The 1427-nt window shown below is 63.8% G+C and carries 1 protein-coding gene; it reads right to left on the bottom strand.

Features of this window, described 5'->3' with window-relative positions; all coding sequences use genetic code 11:
* Positions 1–70 precede the first annotated feature (70 nt).
* A complete protein-coding gene (locus OSB52_RS24600) occupies positions 71–1345 on the bottom strand; it encodes a DDE-type integrase/transposase/recombinase (RefSeq protein WP_014928888.1) in 1275 nt (424 codons plus the stop codon).
* Positions 1346–1427: the final 82 nt, after the last annotated feature.

Below are 1427 nucleotides of genomic sequence, written 5' to 3' on the forward strand. Positions count from 1 at the left end.
CGTAGTGCCTCACGTCAAACTGCCCGCGAAATCCGACTCATGCCTCAGATAGGAATGCCCGCGAAAGCTGTCAGCCGGCTGGTACTCGAACACCCTTGCGAACATCGGGTAGTGCGGAGGGGAACTGCGCGAGGTGGAGCTGCTCGGTTTTGTCTTTGGCCAGCAGGAGAAGTTGGTCTTGAAGTGCGGCGATGTCGCGACCGATCTGGGCGGGGTTGAGCGAGTCGCGGTAGGCGCACAGCTCGGCGCGCTGGGCCGCGCTGAGCACGTCAGCAGCCAGGAGGCGGTCGAACGGGGTAGCCGGGGCGTCATAGACCCGGCGGCGGCGGCCGTTGGCGGTGGAGGCGAATCCGACGGGTTTGATGGTCGGGGTCAGGTAGTTGAGCCGGTCGTTGACCAGCCGCCACAGCCGGTTGAGCGCGGCCCGTTCAGTGTCGGTGTCATAGCGCCAGTAGAACGCGTACTTGCGCACGAGGTGGTTGTTCTTGGATTCAATGGTGGCCTGATCGTTCTTCTTGTACGGCCGTGACCGGGTGAAGTAGATGCCTTGGCCGCCGGCCCACTCGATCACCGGATGGTTGAGGAACTCGCTACCGTTGTCGAAGTCCAAACCTGTTACCCCAAAAGGGATTTCCTCAACAGCAGTCTTGAGTCCGGTGAGGATATGGGTGTGCGCGTTGTTGCGGATGCTGCGGGTGAACACCCACCCGGTGTGCACATCGGTCAGGTTCAACGTCCGCACGAACTCGCCTTTGAGGGTCGGGCCGCAATGGGCGACCGTGTCGCCCTCGAAGAACCCGGCCTCGGCCTCCACCTCATCACCAGCCTTGCGGACGGTGATCGAATTGCGCAGCAACACAGACGGTTTGGTCGTGGACACACCCGATATCTGGTCTTTGGCCTTGGCGGTTCGCAGGTAGCGGTCGATGGTCGCCGCCGACATCGACAACAACTCCGCACGCACACTCGCGCTGTAACGGTCCACTCCGGCAACAAGTTCGCCGTGCCGCTCCAGCGCATCGAGCTGCACGCGCATCGATACCACGAGGTACTTGCCGCACTGCCCACCCGAGGCCGCCCACACCTTCTGCAACACCTTCAACGCGTCGTAGGAGTACTTCGGCGAGCGCGGGGTGCGCTCACGCACCGCCACCGCGTGCCCCGTGCCCGGCGACAGCCGCGCGGCAGCAGTCAACCGCCGCCGCGCGTTGTCGCGCGACCAACCGGTCACCTCCACCACCTGATCGAGGATCCGGCCCCGGTCCTTCTTCGACGCCTTCACATACTCCCGCGCGAACCTGCTGGTCACCTCGGCCCGAGACCGCATCGACAACCCACTTCCCATCCCCCGACGATCACCATTTCGCGGGCAAACCTATGTGAGGCACCGAGGGCGTTTCGCGGGCAGATTACGTGAGTCAAGCCGC

It is taken from the genome of Gordonia aquimaris (assembly GCF_026262595.1).
GTDB classification, from domain to species: domain Bacteria; phylum Actinomycetota; class Actinomycetes; order Mycobacteriales; family Mycobacteriaceae; genus Gordonia; species Gordonia tangerina.